13 protein-coding genes are annotated in these 16,813 nt (G+C 69.5%); 6 read left to right on the top strand and 7 right to left on the bottom strand.

All coding sequences use genetic code 11. The features are described from left to right. Window positions 1-40: 40 nt before the first annotated feature. Window positions 41-1,024, top strand: coding sequence for an arabinan endo-1,5-alpha-L-arabinosidase (locus ACWGIH_RS25540; RefSeq protein WP_453446425.1), 984 nt, complete (start codon window positions 41-43; stop codon window positions 1,022-1,024). A gap of 16 nt (window positions 1,025-1,040) precedes the next feature. On the opposite strand, the gene arfA is transcribed toward ACWGIH_RS25540, so the two are convergent. The 4 genes from arfA to ACWGIH_RS25560 are packed head-to-tail and all read right to left on the bottom strand — an operon-like array spanning window position 1,041 to window position 5,755. Then, window positions 1,041-2,558: an arabinosylfuranosidase ArfA gene (arfA, locus tag ACWGIH_RS25545; protein WP_453446423.1), complete on the bottom strand. Its 1,518-nt coding sequence runs from the start codon at window positions 2,556-2,558 to the stop codon at window positions 1,041-1,043. A gap of 34 nt (window positions 2,559-2,592) precedes the next feature. After that, entirely contained in the window at window positions 2,593-3,462 is an 870-nt protein-coding gene (locus ACWGIH_RS25550) for a carbohydrate ABC transporter permease (RefSeq protein ID WP_453446421.1), read from the bottom strand. Continuing rightward, entirely contained in the window at window positions 3,459-4,406 is a 948-nt protein-coding gene (locus ACWGIH_RS25555) for a carbohydrate ABC transporter permease (RefSeq protein ID WP_453446420.1), read from the bottom strand. Before ACWGIH_RS25555 ends, ACWGIH_RS25550 begins: the two co-directional genes overlap by 4 nt. After that, window positions 4,403-5,755 (bottom strand): extracellular solute-binding protein, encoded by a 1,353-nt coding sequence (locus tag ACWGIH_RS25560; protein WP_453446419.1) that lies wholly within the window; start codon window positions 5,753-5,755, stop codon window positions 4,403-4,405. The genes ACWGIH_RS25555 and ACWGIH_RS25560 overlap by 4 nt, the downstream gene beginning before the upstream one ends. Before the next feature lie 265 nt (window positions 5,756-6,020). On the opposite strand from ACWGIH_RS25560, the gene ACWGIH_RS25565 reads away from it, so the two are divergent. Both ACWGIH_RS25565 and ACWGIH_RS25570 read left to right on the top strand, forming a co-directional pair. Further along, on the top strand, window positions 6,021-8,504 hold the full coding sequence (locus tag ACWGIH_RS25565; RefSeq protein WP_453446418.1) for an alpha-L-arabinofuranosidase C-terminal domain-containing protein: 2,484 nt from the start codon (window positions 6,021-6,023) through the stop codon (window positions 8,502-8,504). Window positions 8,505-8,631: 127 nt separating this feature from the next. After that, the gene (locus ACWGIH_RS25570; protein ID WP_453446416.1) at window positions 8,632-9,129 is read left to right on the top strand and encodes a peptidylprolyl isomerase; all 498 of its coding nucleotides are present in this window, start codon (window positions 8,632-8,634) and stop codon (window positions 9,127-9,129) included. A gap of 75 nt (window positions 9,130-9,204) precedes the next feature. On the opposite strand, the gene ACWGIH_RS25575 is transcribed toward ACWGIH_RS25570, so the two are convergent. Next, entirely contained in the window at window positions 9,205-9,861 is a 657-nt protein-coding gene (locus ACWGIH_RS25575; RefSeq protein ID WP_453446415.1) for a ThuA domain-containing protein, read from the bottom strand. A gap of 158 nt (window positions 9,862-10,019) precedes the next feature. Between ACWGIH_RS25575 and ACWGIH_RS25580 the strand changes: the two genes are divergently transcribed. From ACWGIH_RS25580 to ACWGIH_RS25590, 3 genes are all read left to right on the top strand, one after another. Then, the gene (locus ACWGIH_RS25580; RefSeq protein ID WP_453446414.1) at window positions 10,020-12,062 is read left to right on the top strand and encodes a glycoside hydrolase family 127 protein; all 2,043 of its coding nucleotides are present in this window, start codon (window positions 10,020-10,022) and stop codon (window positions 12,060-12,062) included. Between the two features lie 106 nt (window positions 12,063-12,168). Beyond that, complete coding sequence (locus ACWGIH_RS25585) at window positions 12,169-13,371, top strand: pyridoxal phosphate-dependent aminotransferase (protein WP_453446412.1); 1,203 nt, start codon at window positions 12,169-12,171, stop codon at window positions 13,369-13,371. Between the two features lie 29 nt (window positions 13,372-13,400). Beyond that, window positions 13,401-14,654 (top strand): FAD-binding protein, encoded by a 1,254-nt coding sequence (locus ACWGIH_RS25590; protein ID WP_453446410.1) that lies wholly within the window; start codon window positions 13,401-13,403, stop codon window positions 14,652-14,654. Here ACWGIH_RS25590 and ACWGIH_RS25595 read toward each other — a convergent pair. Together ACWGIH_RS25595 and ACWGIH_RS25600 are read right to left on the bottom strand one after the other, a co-directional pair. Continuing rightward, entirely contained in the window at window positions 14,651-15,676 is a 1,026-nt protein-coding gene (locus tag ACWGIH_RS25595) for a glycoside hydrolase family 43 protein (protein WP_453446409.1), read from the bottom strand. The two genes, ACWGIH_RS25590 and ACWGIH_RS25595, sit on opposite strands and share 4 nt — an antisense overlap. A 183-nt stretch (window positions 15,677-15,859) precedes the next feature. Next, window positions 15,860-16,783 (bottom strand): LysR family transcriptional regulator, encoded by a 924-nt coding sequence (locus ACWGIH_RS25600; RefSeq protein WP_453446407.1) that lies wholly within the window; start codon window positions 16,781-16,783, stop codon window positions 15,860-15,862. Window positions 16,784-16,813: the final 30 nt, after the last annotated feature.

The raw sequence follows: 16,813 nt of genomic DNA on the forward strand, positions 1-16,813 counted from the left end.
CTCGCGAACCACCCGAAGGGACACCCCCAAGGAGACCGGAGTGAGCCGCATCCCCACCGCCTCTTGGCGCAGAGCCGTCGTCGCCCTGCCCACCGCCGCCCTGCTCGCGCTCATCCCGAGCAGCGCCACCGCCTACCCCAACCCCGGTCAGGTCACCGGCGACATCGTCGTGCACGACCCGACCCTGGCCCGCACGTCATCCGGCACGTACCTGCTCTACTCGACCGGCGACGGCCTGCAGCTGCGCACCTCCACCGACCGGATCGCCTTCGGCCGCAGCGGCTCCGCCTTCCCCACCCGGCCGAGCTGGTGGAGCAACTACAACTCCACCGGGGACGTCTGGGCGCCCGACATCTCGTACCACGGCGGCAAGTACCTGATGTACTACTCCGTCTCGTCGTTCGGCTCGAACAAGTCGGCCATCGGTCTCGCGGGCTCCACGACGGGTGAGCCCGGCTCCTGGACCGACTACGGCGCCGTGTACACCTCGACCACGTCAAGCGACTACAACGCCATCGACCCCCATCTCTTCGTCGACGACGACGGCAAGTGGTGGCTCTCCTTCGGCTCCTGGTGGACCGGGATCAAGATGATCCGGATCGACCCCTCGACCGGCAAGCAGTACGCGGGCGACACCACGCGGCGCTCACTCGCCTCGCGCCCCACCGGGACCAAGGCTGTCGAGGCTCCCTCCCTCGTCAAGCGGGGCGGCTACTACTACCTCTTCGCCTCGTACGACACGTGCTGCGCCGGCACCGGCTCCACGTACAAGATCAAGGTGGGCCGCTCCTCCAAGGTCACCGGGCCGTACGTCGACAAGAACGGCGTCGGCATGATGAACAACGGCGGCACACCGGTCCAGGAGAGCCACGGCCGTTACATCGGCCCCGGCGGTCAGTCGGTCATGAAGGACACCGACGGCGACCTGCTCGTCTACCACTACTACGACGGCCAGGACAACGGCACCCCGAAGCTCGGTGTCAACCTCCTGAACTGGAGCTCGGGGTGGCCCGTCGCCCACTGATCCGGGCGTAGGGGGCTCAGCCCAGGCGGATCACGTTCCACGACAGCGGCTCCAGGACGGCGCTCAGCGTGCCGTCCTGGAGTGCTGTCCCGCTGACGCCGTGCGGGGTCACGCGCTCCGGCTCCGCGAGGGTGTTGCGCGCGTCGGGGTCCGCGTCCGCGAGCGCGCTGTGCTCGATGACGTCCGCCAACTCAAGGCCGTGGAGGGCGACTTCCAGCGGCAACGGCTCGCTCTGGCTGCGGTTGACCGCGAACACGGTGACGGTGCCGTCGTCGGCCCGGACGGCCGTGGCGTGCAGCAGGGGCACGTCGCCGAACTTCGACGTCGCGTGCGCGGGCGAGTCCACGCGTACGTCGAGTACCTGGCCCCGGCCGTGTCGTGAGGCCTGGGCGAAGGGGAAGAAGGTGGTCTGCCGCCAGGCCGGCCCGCCGGGCTCGGTCAGGATCGGCGCGATGACGTTGACCAGTTGGGCCAGGCAGGCGACGGCCACCCGGTCGGCGTGCCGCAGGAGGGCGATCAGGAGTGAGCCGACGACGACCGCGTCCGTGACGGTGTAGTTGTCCTCCAGGAGGCGCGGCGCCTCGGGCCAGTCGCGCAGGCTCTCCTCGACCTCGGGGTGCGGCCGGGACTGGTACCAGACGTTCCACTCGTCGAAGGAGAGATTGATCTTCTTCTTGGACTTCAGGCGGGCGCCCACGTGGTCGCAGGTGGCGACGACGTTCTCGATGAACGACTCCATGTCGACGGCGGAGGCGAGGAACGAGTCCCGGTCGCCGTCGGTCTCCTCGTAGTAGGCGTGCAGGGAGATGTGGTCCACGAGGTCGTAGGTCTCGGCAAGGACCGTGGCCTCCCACGCGGCGAAGGTCTCCATCGACTGGCCGGAGCTCCCGCAGGCGACCAGCTCGACGTCCGGGTCGGCCTGGCGCATCGCGCGTGCGGTCTCGGCGGCCAGGCGCCCGTACTCCTCGGCGGTCTTGTGGCCGGTCTGCCACGGCCCGTCCATCTCGTTGCCGAGACACCACATGCGGATGCCGAAGGGGTTCTTGTCGCCATGTGCGGCACGCAGGTCGGACAGGGCCGTTCCGGAGGGGTGGTTGGCGTACTCCTGGAGTTCCAGGGCCTCTTGGACGCCTCGCGTGCCGAGATTCACCGCCATCATCGGTTCGGCCTGCGGGCCGATCTTCCGCAGGAACGCGATGTACTCGGAGAGCCCGAAGCGGTTGGTCTCCGTGGAGTGCCAGGCGAGGTCGAGGCGGCGTGGCCGCTCGTCGGCGGGGCCTACGGAGTCCTCCCACTTGTACCCCGAGACGAAGTTCCCGCCGGGGTAGCGCACGGCGGTCACGCCGAGCTCGCGGATCAGGTCGAGCACGTCGGTGCGCAGCCCGTCCTCGTCGGCAGCGGGGTGGCCCGGCTCGTGGATGCCGGTGTAGACGCAGCGGCCGAGGTGCTCGACGAAGGAGCCGAAGAGCCGGGGGTCGACGCCGCCCACCGTGAAGGCGGGGTCGAGGGTGAAGCGGGCGGTGCGGGGTGCCATGGAGAACCTTTCGGCAGTGCTCTGGGGCGAGGGTTTACTGTCCGGCCAGACCCGTGTGGGCGACGCCGCTGACGATCTGGCGCTGGAAGAAGACGAAGACGACGATCAGGGGCAGGCCCGCCATGAGGCCGCCCGCCATGAGCTGCGCCCACTGGATGCCGTAGGAGTTCATGACGGTCGCGATGCCGTTCGGCATCGTCATCAGGTCGGGGTTGTTGGTCACCATGTACGGCCACAGGAAGTTGTTCCAGGACGCGATGAAGGTGAAGATCCCGACGGCCGAGAGCGAGGGCCTGGACAGCGGAAGGACGATCGTGAAGAAGACCCGCCAGCGTCCGGCGCCGTCGATGTACGCGGCCTCCTCCAGCTCGTGCGGGATCGACTGGAAGAACTTGTAGAGGATGTAGACCATCGCGGCGGGCGCGCACTGCGGCAGGATCATGCCCCAGTAGGTGTCGACCATCCCCATGGACTGGACGGTCGTGAACAGGGGGACGCCGAGCACGGCGGGCGACACCATCAGGCCCGCCATCACGAGCCCGAGGAGCAGGTTCTTGCCGCGGAACTCGGTGCGCGCGAAGCCGTACCCGGCGAGCGCGCTGACGAACACCACGACGAAGGTGACGCAGACCGAGACGACGAGGGAGTTCACGAACCAGTTGGTGATGTTGCCGCTCTCGAAGAGCGCCTTCCACGCCTGGCCCGTCCACTCCTCGGGCACCCAGTGGGTGGGCACCTCGACGGCCTCGGTCTCCGACTTCAGGGACGTGAACAGGGCCCACAGCAGGGGCGTCATCCACAGCGCGGAGACGAGGACGCCCAGCGCGGTCAGCACGATCTGGCTCGGGGTCCACTTCTTCTTGCGGCTCGGCGGTGCGGTCTCGGGTACGACGGCCGTGCTCATCGCACGCCCTCCTCACGCTTGCGCAGGAGCCACATCCGGCCGAGGGCGACGGCCGCGATGAGCACGAAGAAGATGATGGAGATCGCCGACGCGTAGCCCACGCGGTAGGCGGTGAAGCCCTCTTCGAGGGTGTACTGGACGAAGGTCCGGGTGCTTTCCTCGGGTCCTGGGCCGAAGTCCTGCATCACCACGGCCTGGTCGAAGACCTGCAGCGAGGCGAGGATCTGCAGCGTGACCACCAGGCCGGTGATGTTGCGCAGCATGGGCAGGGTGATGTGCACCATCCGCTGCCAGGCGCCCGCGCCGTCGAGTTCGGCGGCCTCGTACAGATGCCTGGGGATGTTCTGCAGCGCCGCGAGGAAGAGCAGGAAGCTGAAGCCGACCGTCCACCACAGGGTGGTGATCACGACGGCGAGCATGGCGGTGGACTTCTGGGTCAGCCAGGGCGTGTCGAGACCGAAGACGTGGTTGATCATTCCGGTGCCCGGGTTGAACAGCCACTGCCACAGATTCCCGGCGACCGTCGACGGCAGCAGGAAGGGGGCGAAGAAGCACAGCCGCCACAGCCACTTGGCGCGTTCGATGTGGTGGGCGAGCATCGCGAGGAGGAACGCGAGGACGACGATGCAGGGAACCACGAGCAGGGTGAAGTACGCGCTGTGACCGAGGGAGTCCCACAGGAGCGGGCTGTCGAGGGCCTCGCGGTAGTTGTCCAGGCCCACGAAGCGTTCGCCGGTGCCGGAGATGTTGGCGTCGGTGAAGCTCAGCCACAGGCCGCGGCTGATCGGGAGCAGCACGAACAGCGCGAACAGGACGAGGAACGGGGCGACGAACCAGCCGCCGTGCTGGACGCGACGTGTCAGCCGGGCCCGCAGCGAATCGGCGCCCGCCACCGGGGCGGCTCGTACGGCGGCCGGGGCGACCGCGGTGTCGACGGCGCTCATGCGGCGGACCCTCCCTCGGCGGCGGCTCTGCCTTCCATCGGGTTCTTCATCGCGACGAGCTTTTCGAGTACGTCCTTCATGCGGCGGGCCGTGGCGTCGGGCTTGGTGGAGCCGACGTTGGACGAGGCGATGACGGGGCCGATGCGCTGGGCCAGGAGTCCGGTGGACCCGGCGAACCAGGCGGGCGGTTCGACCGCCATGTGGTCCATCGCCGAGACGTACTCCGACTGCGGCTCGAGTGCCAGGTACTTCTTGTCGTCGAGGGTCGGCAGATGGGCGGGGATGTGACCGCCGCGCGCCCAGGCCGTGGCGTTCTTGACGACGTACGCGGCCAGTTGGTGCGCGCCCTCGTCGGTGGCGCCGCCCCGCCGCGACTGGTGCGGCAGGACGAAGCAGTGCGACTCGGTGTGGGTGGCGGGCTTCCCGAAGACGGGCGGCAGCGGGCTCGCGCCGTACTTCAGCTTCGCGCCGCTGAAGACGGGCACCGACCAGTTGCCCTCCCAGGTGAAGGCGGAGCCGTTGACGAAGGACTCGCCGTCGGCGATCCCGATCGCGGTGGAGTAGCCGTCGGTGAGGTGCCGGCGCAGGAACTCCAGGACCTGGGTGGCCTTGTCGGTGTCGAGGGTGACGTCCCGGCCGTCGGCACTGAGGCAGGTGCCGCCGAGCTGGGTGTAGAAGGACAGGAAGAACCACCAGGAGAAGTTCGGTTCGTCGGCCTTGATGCCGATGGTGTGCACGTCACCCTTGACGGCCTTCTTCGCGGCCTTGAGCGCCTTGAACCAGTCCTCGGTGGAGGTGACCTGCGCCAGGCCGCCGTCGGCGTCGAGCAGCCCCGCCTTCCCGCACACGTCCCGGCGGTAGAAGCAGAGCTGGGCGTGGATGTCGAGGGGCAGGCCGTACAGCTTGCCGTCGACCATGGCGCGCTTCCACAGCACCGGGTCGAAGTCCGCCTCGCGCACCCCGTGCTCGGCGAGCATCCGTACGTCCCAGGGGTCCAGGAGCCGACCGGGCGCGAAGCCGGGTATGCGGCCCAGGTGCATCACCGCGAGGTCGGGGGCGCGGTTGCCCGCTGCGGCCATGGCGAGCTTGGTGTAGTACGGGTTGCCCCACTGGAGGGTCGAGTCCTTGACGTCGACGCGGGGGTTCGCGGCGCGGAAGGCGTCAAGCATCGCGATCATGTTGGCGCCGTCGCCGCCGGAGAACAGATTCCAGTAGCGGACCCGTACGTCCGCGTCCGACGCGATCGCGGACGCGCTGCGGTTCGCGGCGGCGAGTCCGAAGCTGCCCGCGACGGCGAGCGCTCCGATGCCGCCGAGCACACCTCGTCGGCTCGGGAGGGGTGGTGACATTGCGGCTCACTTCTGTTCGATATTTCGAATGCTGCTCGCAACTTCGAACGGGACCGTAAGGTCGATCACGGGGCCAGTCAACGGTTCGGACAGAGCCCGGGATGAAGTCCCCCGAATTTCATGGCAGTTGTTCGACATCACGAACCCCGGAAGCTCACCTGGGTCACTTCCTGCGCGATGCGTTGACGCGCCGCTCCCCGCTCTCTAAGTTGCCGTTCGACCTACTGATCAGCGTTCGAAATACCGCACGAGGACTGGGGTACGCATGGCACGCAGACGATGGAGGCTCGGGCTCACCCTGGGGGCCCTGCTCGCCGGAACGCTCGCCGCGGGACCCACCGCCGCGGCCGAACCCACCGACTACACCATCGACGTCGACCCGGCCCGCACCGGCGCGAAGATCGACGACTCGATGTACGGCGTCTTCTACGAGGACATCAACCGCGCGGCGGACGGCGGCCTCTACGCCGAGCTCGTCCAGAACCGATCTTTCGAGTACTCCCCTGCCGACAACACCGCCTACACATCGCTGACCTCCTGGGACACGTCCGGCGTCGCCGAGGTGGTGAACGACGACGGCCGCCTGAACGCCCGTAACCGCAACTACCTCTCCCTGGACGGCGGTTCGACCGTCACCAACGCCGGCTACAACACCGGCATCGCGGTCACCAAGGGCAAGCGCTACGACTTCTCGGTCTGGGCCCGCACCAGCGGTGCGGACCGGGCCGCGCTGACCCTCGCCCTGCGCGACGCCTCGGGTGAGCTGGCCCCGGCCCGCCGTGTCACCACGCGTGGCGGCTGGGCGAAGTACAAGGCTTCCTTCACCGCGGGCCGCACGTCCGCCACCGGCCGCCTCGCGGTCACCTCGGGCGCCCGTGTCGCGCTCGACGAGATCTCGCTCTTCCCGCGCGACACCTACAAGGGACGCGCGAACGGCCTGCGCAAGGACCTCGCCCAGAAGATCGACGACCTGGACCCCGGCTTCCTGCGCTTCCCCGGCGGCTGCCTGGTCAACACCGGCTCCCACGAGGCGTACGACGAGAAGTCCGGCTGGCAGCGCAAGCGCTCCTACCAGTGGAAGGACACCATCGGGCCGGTCGAGCAGCGCGCCACCAACGCCAACTTCTGGGGCTACAACCAGAGTTACGGACTCGGCTACTACGAGTACTTCCAGTTCGCCGAGGACACCGGCGCCATGCCGCTGCCCGTGGTGCCCGCCCTGGTGACCGGCTGCGGCCAGAACAAGGCCACCGACGACCCGGCCCTCCTGAAGCGGCACATCCAGGACACCCTGGACCTGATCGAGTTCGCCAACGGCCCGGCGACCAGCGAGTGGGGCAAGAAGCGGGCGGCGATGGGCCACCCCAAGCCCTTCCGCCTCACCCACCTGGAAGTCGGCAACGAGGAGAACCTCCCCGAGGAGTTCTTCGCCCGCTTCAAGGAGTTCCGCGCGGCCATCGAGGCGAAGTACCCCGACATCACCGTCATCTCCAACTCCGGCCCCGACGACAGCGGTTCGACCTTCGACAAGGCCTGGAAGCTCAACCGTGACGCGGACGTCGCCATGGTCGACGAGCACTACTACAACAGCCCCCAGTGGTTCCTGGAGAACAACGACCGCTACGACTCCTACGACCGCAAGGGCCCCAAGGTCTTCCTCGGCGAGTACGCGTCGCAGGGCAACACGTTCTCCAACGCCCTGTCCGAAGCGGCCTTCATGACCGGGCTCGAGCGCAACGCCGACGTCGTCAAGCTGGCCTCGTACGCCCCGCTGCTCGCCAACGAGGACTACGTGCAGTGGAAGCCGAACATGATCTGGTACGACAACGACCAGTCATGGGGCTCGGCCAACTACGAGACGCAGAAGCTCTTCATGCGCAACGTCGGCGACGAGGTCGTGCCGTCCACGGCGTCCGGCACCCCCGCCACGTCAGGCCCCATCACCGGCGCCGTCGGCCTGTCCACCTGGGCGACCAGCGCCGCGTACGACGACGTGAAGGTCACCGGTGAGGACGGCAGGACGCTCCTGACCGACGACTTCTCCGGCGGTGACGGCCAGTGGAGCAAGGCGGCGGACAAGGGCACGTGGGCCGTCCAGGACGGAACGTACGTCCAGTCCGACGAGGCAGCCGAGAACACCCTGGTCACGGCGGGCGACAAGAGCTGGCAGAACTACGACCTGAACGTGAAGGCCACCAAGAAGTCCGGCAAGGAGGGCTTCATGGTCGCCTTCGGGGTCAAGGACACCGGCAACCACTACTGGTGGAACCTCGGCGGCTGGAACAACACCCGGTCGGCCGTCGAGAAGAGCGTCGACGGCGCGAAGCAGACCATGGTCCAGGACACGACGACCATCGAGACGGGCCGCAGCTACGACCTGCGCGTGGAGGTGCGCGGGCGGCAGGTGACCCTCTTCCTCGACGGCGAGAAGTGGGGATCCTTCACGGACGACAAGCCGGCCGAGCCCTTCCGCCAGGTCGTCACCCGCGACAAGGCCACCGGTGACCTCATCGTCAAGGTCGTCAACGCGCAGGGCTCGGATGCGCGCACCAAGATCGCCCTGGGCGGGGCCACGAAGGTCGGACCGAGCGCCAGGGTGACCACGCTCGCCGCCGACCCGGCCGCGGAGAACACGAAGGACGCCACGCCGGTCAAGCCGGTGACCTCGACGTTCAGGGGCGTGTCCGACACGTTCTCGTACACGTTCCCGGCGAACTCGATCACCTTCATGAGGGTCAAAACCGGCTGAAGAAGATCGTTCAGCGCGGCGCGCGCCCTGTGTACAAACGCCATCATGCCTGGTCAAACGGGTAGAGGCAGGCTCTTCGGGGGGTTCGGTTGGCGAGTGGGGACAGGGCAATGACAGGATGAGGACCATGACAATCAAGGCTTATTTCGACATCACCATCGACGGCAAGCCCGAAGGCCGCATCACGTTCAACCTCTTCGACGACGTCGTGCCGAAGACGGCGGAGAACTTCCGCGCGCTCGCCACCGGCGAGAACGGCTACGGTTACGCCGGCTCGAAGTTCCACCGCGTCATCCCGGACTTCATGCTCCAGGGCGGCGACTTCACCGCCGGCAACGGCACCGGCGGCAAGAGCATCTACGGCGAGAAGTTCGCCGACGAGAACTTCCAGCTCAAGCACACCAAGCCGGGCCTCCTCTCGATGGCCAACGCGGGCCCCAACTCGAACGGCTCGCAGTTCTTCATCACCACGGTCGTCACGAGCTGGCTCGACGGCAAGCACGTGGTCTTCGGTGAGGTCGCGGACGAGGACAGCATGGCCCTCGTCAAGAAGATCGAGAGCTTCGGCTCGCAGTCGGGCGCCACCAAGGCCGAGGTCGCCATCGCCGCCTCCGGCACCCTCTAGCACCCCTGGTACCTCTGGCACCTGGTGCATGAGCCCCCGCCCCACCGGGCGGGGGCTCACCCATGCGCGGCCCCTTCAGCCGACGCCCGTGACATACCGCAGGCCGCCCAGGAGGTGGGTGCGGAAGGCCGGGTCCGCGTAGGCCTCGTCGGCGTGGCCGAGGGCCGTGTAGAACACCGGGCCGCCCCCGTGGTCGTGGCACCACACGAGAGGGTGGTCGGCGCCCATCCCGCCCCCCTCGTACGAGGTTTCGTCGGCGGACGCCAGGACCCGCACCGCACCACGCGGCGAGGCCCGGAAGTCGTACCACTCGTCCGTGAACTCCCAGGTGGCGGGGAGGTGTTCGGTGGCGGGGTGCGCGTGGTCCTCGATGATCAGGCGGCCGGGCTGGAGGGCGGGGTGGCGGTCGAAGCGCGCGCCGAGGAGCTCGCCGTAATACGGCCAGTCGTACTCGGTGCAGGCCGCGGCGTGGACGCCCAGGAAACCGCCGCCCGCCGACCGGTGAGCGCGCAGCGCCGACCGCCCGGCCGGGGTCAGTACGTCGCCGCTGGTGGAGAGGAAGGCGATCGCCGCATAAGCGGACAGGTCCTCCGCGAAGGCGGCCGGATCCTCGGTCGCGTCGGCCGGGCAGCCGAGCCCGGCGGCGAGCTCGCGCAGGGCGGCTACCCCGGCGGGGATCGACGCGTGCCGGTAGGCGGTCGTTCGGCTGTAGATCAGCAGGCGCAGGCTCATGGCTCCCGATCGTAGGAGCCGTGGCCCGCGAGCAAGCGTGAGGAAAACGGCGGATGTGGCCGACCTCTCCCCCGTGCCCCGTGGCCCACGGTAGCGTCACCGCCAGTAGCAGATTTCCGAACGATGTTCTAGATATCGAACGCACATGGCACCGAGGAATGGCACGTATGCCCGATCTCACGCCCGCGCCCTCGCCCCAGCCCCAGGGCTCGCAAGGACCCATCCGTCTTCGCGCCCATGCCCACACCACCCTGCGCCCGGCGGCCACCGCACGGATCACCGGCGGTTTCTGGGCCGCCCGGCGGCGCACCAACGCCTCGGTGAGCATCCGGCAGGGACCCGAGCGCCTCGAACAGGCCGGCAACCTGGCCAACCTCCGGGCGGCGGCGGACCGCCCGCGTGGTTCGGAAGGCACTGACGCTGCGGAAAACTCGGAAACCACTGACGGTTCAGGGAGTTCCGGCGCCTTCACCGGGGACTTTCCGTTCCAGGACTCCGACGTCCACAAGTGGCTGGAGGCCGCCTCCTGGCAGCTGGCCGACGAGCCCGACCCGCACGGTCTCGCCGCGGACGTGGAACGCCTGACCTCCCTCGTGGCCGCGGCCCAGGCCCCCGACGGATACCTCCAGACGTACTACCAGGTCGCCCGCCCCGGCCGGCGCTGGAGCGAGCTCGACTGGGGCCACGAGCTGTACTGCGCGGGGCATCTGATCCAGGCGGCCGTCGCCCACCACCGGTCCACCGGGCGCCGCGAACTCCTGGACGTGGCCGTCCGGTTCGCCGCACACATCGACTCCCTCTTCGGAACGGACGCGACGGGCGAGGAGGAGGGGAACAACGAGGGGAAGAACGAGGCGAAGAACCACGGCATCTGCGGGCATCCGGAGATCGAGACCGCCCTCGTGGAGCTGTACCGCGAGACCGGTGAGCGGCGCTTCCTCGGTCTCGCGGGCCATTTCACCGACCGCCGCGGCCACGGACTGCTCGCGGAGGGCATCGACCGCGCCCGCGATCCGGGCCCCGCCTACTGGCAGGACCACCTGCCCCTGCGGGAGGCGCCGACCGTCACGGGGCACGCCGTGCGTCAGCTGTACCTCCTGGCCGGGGCCGCCGACCTCGCCATGGAGACGGGCGACAAGACACTGCGCGAGGCCCTGGAGCGACTGTGGCACTCGATGGCCGCCACCAAGACGTACCTCACGGGCGGCGTCGGCGCGCGCCACGAGGGCGAGGCGTTCGGCGAACCCTTCGAGCTGCCGCCGGACCGGGCGTACGCGGAGACCTGCGCGGCCATCGCCTCCGTCCAGTGGTCCTGGCGGATGGCGCTGCTCACGGGCGAGACCCGCTACTCCGACCTCGTCGAGCGCACCCTCTACAACGGCTTCCTGTCCGGGGTCGCCCTCGACGGCGACCGCTGGCTGTACGTCAACCCGCTCCAGGTGCGTGACGATCACGAGACCCCCGACGGCGACCAGGCACCCCGCCGCACGCCCTGGTTCAGCTGCGCGTGCTGCCCGCCGAACGTCATGCGGCTGCTTGCCTCGCTCCCCCACTACGTGGCGAGCGGCGACGCGGACGGCCTGCAACTGCACCAGTACGCGACGGGTTCCTACACGACGTGCGCGACGGACGACGCCGACACCGCCGGGGCCGGTGGAGCGGTCACGGTGGAGACGGACTACCCGTGGAAGGGCCGCGTCACGGTCACCGTCGACGCGGCACCGAAGGACCGCGACTGGACGCTTTCCCTGCGCATCCCCTCCTGGTGCGCCGAGTTCACGGTGGCCGCACCGGACCGGCAGGACCGCACCGAGGCGGACCGGGGCTGGCTCCGGATCCGGCGCCGCTGGCTCCCGGGCGAACGTGTCGTCCTCGACCTCGCCCTCGACGTACGCCTCACGGAGCCGGATCCACGGGTGGACGCCGTGCGCGGCTGCCTGGCCATCGAGCGCGGACCCCTCGTGTACTGCCTGGAAAGCGTCGACCAGCGGTCGGCCCTGCGCCTCGACGAGGTCACGCTGGCACCGCACGCCCGCCTGGTCGCCGAGCACCGCCCGGAGCTCCTGGGCGGTGTCACGGTCGTCACCACCACCGGCCACCGCAGCTCGGACGGGACGCCGGCCCCGCTGACCGCGGTGCCGTACCACGCGTGGGCGAACCGCGACGACGGAGCCATGCGGGTCTGGATTCCGCGGGGCTGACGGACGGCGGCAGATCCACCGGCCCTCCCGCCCCAGGAGTTGAGCGCACCCTCACCCGCGCACGTATGTACGGGAGACACCACCCTCCCCCATCCGGAGTCCTCACATGGCAGACGCGGGCAACGTCACCGCCCTCTTCCGCGCGTCCACCGCGCACAGCCCCTCGTACTCCGCGCTGAACAGGGCGGCGGCGGACAGCGGGCGGCCGCTCGTCGACTTCTGCATCCCGTGCAATCCGTACTTCCCCACGCCGGAGATGTACGAGGAGCTCGGCGGGCGGCTGCGGGACATCCTCACGTACTACCCGAGCGGCGCGGACACCATCACAGCCGAACTCAGCGCCGTGCTCGGGCTCAATCCGCAGACCGTCGTGATGGGCAACGGCTCGACCGAACTCATCACCTGGATCGACCACTTGCTGGTGCGGGACTCGCTCGCGGTGCCCGTGCCGACGTTCGGCCGGTGGACCGATCAGTCGATGGAGACCGGCAAGCGGGTCGACATGTACCTGCTTCCGGAGGCCGACGGCTTCGTGCTCGATCCGGCGGCGTTCGTCGACTTCGTACGGGCCCGGGGCTCGCGCACCGCGGTCATCTGCAACCCCAACAACCCGGACGGAGGCATGTTGCCGCGCCGTTCGGTGCTCGCGCTGCTCGACGCGCTGCAGGATCTCGACCTGGTCGTCGTGGACGAGTCGTTCCTGGAGTTCGCCGACGGGGGACCCGAGTCGAGCGTCGCCGACGAGGCGGTCCTGCGGCCCAACGTCATCGTGCTGCGCAGCCTCGGCAAGAACTTCGGGCTGCACGGCGTGCGCTTCGGGTATCTCGTCGCCAATCCGGGTCTTGCGGGCCGGGTTCGTGCCGCGCTGCCGAAGTGGAACCTCAACTCCTTCGCGGAGACCGTGGTGTTCATGCTGAGACGGCACCGCTCCGCCTATGACCTGAGCCTGCATCAGGTGCGGCGTGACCGCCAGGAGATGATCTGGCACCTCGGCCGGCTCCCCGGACTCACCAGCTATCCCTCGCAGGGCAATTTCGTGTACGTACGGCTGCCCGACGGGGTCGACGGTGCGGTCTTGCGGGACCGGCTGCTCGCGGAGCACGGCATCCTGGTGCGCGAGTGCGGCAACAAGATCGGCAGCTCGAGCCGCTTCCTGCGCCTGGTGGTCCGCCCGCCGGTCGACGTACAGCCCCTGATCAGCGGCCTGGAACAGGCGCTGTACGCGACCGGGGGCGGCACCCCCGGACTCCTGCCGGTCCCCTACGGCTCGGGGAACCCCGCGGTGGACCGGCTGGTGATGCGGGCCTGATGTCAGCCCGGAGCCGTAAAGTCGTGACCATGGAAACAGTGACCAACTGGGCCGGGAACATCACCTTCTCGGCCCGTGAGCTGCACCGGCCCGCGTCGCCGATCGCCCTGCGGGCGCTCGTCGCGGGCAGCAGGCAGGTGCGGGTGCTCGGCAGCGGCCACTCGTTCAACCGGATCGCCGACGTGGACGGTGACGCGGCGGGCGCGGCCCTGCTCTCCCTGTCCGCTCTTGAGCCGTCCGTCGACGTGGACACCTCGGCGCGCACCGTGCGCGTGTCAGGAGGCGTTCGGTACGCCGAACTCGCCCGACACGTGGCCTCGTTCGGGCTGGCACTGCCGAACATGGCCTCGCTGCCGCACATCTCGGTGGCCGGTTCGGTCGCCACGGGGACGCACGGCTCGGGCAACGGCAATCAGCCGCTGGCGGAGATCGTGCGGTCGGTGGAGCTGGTGACCGCCGACGGGGAGACGGTCGTGCTGAACCGCGGCGACGACGGGTTCGACGGCTCCGTCGTATCGCTCGGCGCGCTCGGTGTGGTCCTCTCCCTCACTCTCGATCTGGAGCCGGACTTCGGGGTGAGCCAGCATGTGTTCGGCGAACTCCCGCTGGCGGGGATCGACTTCGAGGCGGTGACATCGGCGGCGTACAGCGTGAGTCTGTTCACCGACTGGCGCGGGCCGCGCTTCGACCAGGTGTGGCTCAAGCAGCGCGGCGAGGCCCGCGTGGACTTCCCCTGGGCGGCGCCGGCGAGCGCCCCGCGGCACCCGGTGCCGGGCATGCCCGCCGTCAACTGCACCCAGCAGTTGGGCGTTTCGGGCCCGTGGCACGAGCGGCTGCCCCACTTCCGGGCCGAGTTCACGCCCAGCAGCGGCGCCGAGCTCCAGTCGGAGTATCTGCTGCCGCGCGAGCACGCCCTGGCGGCCCTGCACGCCCTGGATTCCCTCAGGGGCGAGGTGGCGCCCGTCCTTCAGGTGTGCGAGGTGCGCACGGTCGCCGCCGACACCCAGTGGCTCAGCCCCGCGCACGGCCGCGACACCGTGGCGTTCCACTTCACATGGGTGCCTGACGCGGCGGCCGTGCTCCCGGTGGTCGCACGGGTCGAGGAGCGCCTGGCCCCGTTCTCGCCCCGGCCGCACTGGGGCAAGGTGTTCGCCGCCGACCCCTCCGAGCTGGGCGCCCGTTATCCGCACGCGGCCGATTTCGCCGCGCTCGCCGGTCGTCTCGACCCGGCGGGGAAGTTCCGCAACGCCTTCGTGCGGCGCTTCCTCGGGCCGCTGTCCTAGGACGCGGCGTCGGCGACGGGGATGCCGAAGTCCGGTGTGCCGTCCGCCTTCCAGCCGAATTTCTGGATGCGGGTGTGACGGTTGGGGTCGTTCAGCGGGTCGCCGACAATGTCCTTGTACTGGCGGGCGTGGTAGACGAGGACGTCGGTGCGGCCGTCCTCGGCCACGGTGAAGCAGTTGTGGCCGGGGCCGTACTGCTTGGTCGTGTCGTTGCTGGTGAAGACGGGGGTCGGCGACTTGGACCAGGACGCGGGATCCATGAGGTCGCTGCGGTCGCCGGCGGTGAGCAGCCCCATGCAGTAGTTGAAGTCGGTCGCGGACGCCGAGTACGTGAGGAAGACGCGGCCGTTGCGCCGGATGACGCTGGGGCCTTCGTTCACCTTGAAACCGACGCACTCCCAGTCGTACTCGGGTGTGGTCAGGCGTATCTGAGGGCCGGTCAGGGTCCACGGGTCGGCCATGCGGGAGAGGAAGACACCGGTGTTGTTGTCCATGCCGGGCTCGTACTGCGCCCAGGCGAGGTAGCGGCTGCCGCGGTGCGTGAAGGTGGTGGCGTCGAGGGAGAACGTGTCCCAGGCCGTGGTGAGCTGCCCCTTCTCCGCCCAGGTCCCCTTGAAGGGGTTGGCGTTGGCGTTCTCCAGGACCCAGATGCGGATCTTCCACACGTCGTCGGCGGGGGCCGCGGCGAAGTAGATGTACCACTTGCCGTTGATGTGGTGCAGTTCCGGCGCCCAGATGTGCGAGGCCATGTCGCCGCTGGTGTGCCGCCGCCAGATGACGGACTCGTCCGCCCGCGTCAGGCCTCGCAGGGTGCGGGAGCGGCGCAGGATGATGCGGTCGTACGCGGGGGACGTCGCCGTGAAGTAGTAGTGGCCGTCGGTGTGGCGGTGGATGTGCGGGTCGGCGCGCTGCTCGACGAGCGGATTGCGGTAGGCCGGGGCCCGGGAGGCCGCGTGGGCGGGCGCCTGGGCGAGGGCGGGTGCGGCGGCCAGAGCGCCGACGGCCAGCGTTCCCCTCAACATGGTTCTGCGACTGGGTACTTCACTGTGGTTCATGCGGCTCCCCTCGCGCCGACGTTCGTCATTTCGAACGCCATTTGATACTCCGAACGCCGAAACGGTAAAGGGGTGTTGGGGCAAGGTCAACGGTTGCGACGGGATGGGTCCGCGGGCGCCCGCGCGGCCTGGCGGCCTGTTCGTGAGTCCCTACTCCGGCCGCCCGAGCGCCTCCCCGCATGCCTTGATGTACGCGGCCACCAGCGGGCGCCGCTCGTCACCCACACGCCAGGCCAGGGCGAACCGGCTGGGCGAGATGCCGCGGACCGGACGCGTGACGACGCCGCCCAGCGTGATCAGGGGAGCGTTGCCCGCGGCGACCAGGCAGACCCCGCGGCCGTCCACCAGCGCCTCGTACGTCTCGTCGGTACTGGCGATCTCCACGCCGATGCGAGGAGGGCGGCCCGCGCGGGCGTCCAGGGCGAGCCAGTAGTCCCGCAGCGCGCCCGCGCTCCCGGGCAGCGCGAGGAAGGGTTCGTCGAGGAGGTCGGCGAAGTCCACCTCGTCCCGGTCCGCGAGGCGGTGCGTCACGGGAAGGGCGACGTGGCGCGGCTCCTCTGCGACCACCACCCAGCCGTAGCGCTCCAGGTCCGGAAGCGGCAGCCAGACGAAGGCGACGTCGGCCGTGCCGTCCGCGAGGCCGGCGCTGGCGTCCTCCCAACTCACCTGCCGGAGGCGGACCGTGGCCTGCGGATGGGCGTCGCCGAAGCGGGACCGTACCGCCGGCAGGAGGCCCCCGCGAGCCGGTCGCGTGCTCATGCCCACGGAGAGCGTCGCCCGCTCCTCGGTCTTGGCGCGCTCCACCGCGTCGACCGCCGACCGCCAGTGCTCGAGCACCTGTCGGGCGTACGGCAGGAGCGCCGCACCCACGCGGGTGAGTCGCACTCCTCGGCTCTCGCGCACGAACAGGTCGGCACCCAACTGCCGTTCCAGGGCCCGTATCTGCTTGCTCAGCGCGGGCTGCGAGACGAAGAGCCGCTCGGCGGCCCGGGTGAAGTGCAGCTCCTGTGCGACCGCGACGAAGTAGCGCAGATCCCTGCTGTGCACATCCCTGCCGTGTAGGTCCATAACCATCAGCTATCACGTCAGATCTTGGACGGGCCA

The sequence above is a fragment of the Streptomyces sp. NPDC054872 genome (genome assembly GCF_053610705.1).